The following is a 1,126-nucleotide window of genomic DNA, read 5'->3' on the forward strand; positions in this document are numbered from 1 at the left end:
GGCAATTGATCGGGCGATTGAAGGGGAGTTACCTGGACGGGCTCGGTGTGTGTGCTGGTGATGTCGTTATAAAAAACGACCCCAACTCGGAGTTCAGGATGCGTGGGCAGATTTTGAGCGGACGCCACAATCTGTTCGACCGCACGAGCCGCATACGGGAACAGGTCGACCATACTCTCCGTGTCGTCAATGACGAACATGAGTTCCAACGTTTGCAACCGGTTTTGAATGATGGCCAAGCTACTCTGGAGTTTTGCGATATCTGCTTCCGACGCCACAGGAATCCCCTGTTCGTTCACCAGCCCCCCAGGAACACAGACTCTCAAGAGCTTCCAGCCCGGATACTGGTTCTGGATCTTGTCCCGATATCGCTCCGCATCCTCCCAGCGAAGAATGGGAAATCGCGGCCGGTCTGGCGGTTGCGGAACGGGTCCACCTTCATCGAACGGCTCGCGAAAGAGATACTGGCTATTGTTTGTCTGGTCTTCTGGACCGGCCGCCAGTGCGTCGTCGGGGCTCGCCCAAATTTTGCCAGGACGCATGGGGCGGCCTGGCGCTGTGCTCCACTGAATGGCCTCGCGGGTCGTCCAGAGTTGCAAATATTTCAACTGCACCCAGCCTATGCCCACGGTCTGGGCGTGTGATTCGTCTTGCCCTAATTCATACTGCATTGCCAAGTAGGCCCAATCGCGCTCTGCGTTATCACCCGTCTTTGCCATGACGAAGTAAAAATTGAAAAACCTAAGCTCCTTCGCTGTCTGGGCATCCATTCTGGGCTGCGTCCTCGCGGCGATGTTCCCGGGTTTCCCTGTTTTGTCGACAGCTTTCTCAAGTTCCGCTAAAGAAGGCCGCAAAAAGGCCTTGAGGTGGACCCCTGTCACCAGGTCTTGAAGGGCCTCTCCTTGGGGGGCTACATATCTTCGCGGGACCCATCCCAAGTATTCCTTCACCGTTACCACCCGACTATTGCCGCTTTCATCGTCCAGTCTGGCCAACCGGAACCACTCTTCGCCGGAGGTTTCTGAATTGGATGCCGTCGCCTTTTTTCGGTCAACATAAAAGTACCGTCCGAGATACTTGAGACGAGTGGTGGTTTCCTCGGCATTATCATCGGCTTGGATCCGTG

Annotated in this window: 1 protein-coding gene; it reads right to left on the reverse strand. The window is 55.5% G+C overall.

The genetic code is table 11. The features are described from left to right. On the reverse strand, window positions 1–1,126 hold a 1,126-nt coding region (locus H5U08_RS19515), incomplete at both ends, for a hypothetical protein (protein WP_297037064.1).

This window comes from Thermogutta sp. (assembly GCF_014359955.1).
Lineage (GTDB): Bacteria > Planctomycetota > Planctomycetia > Pirellulales > Thermoguttaceae > Thermogutta.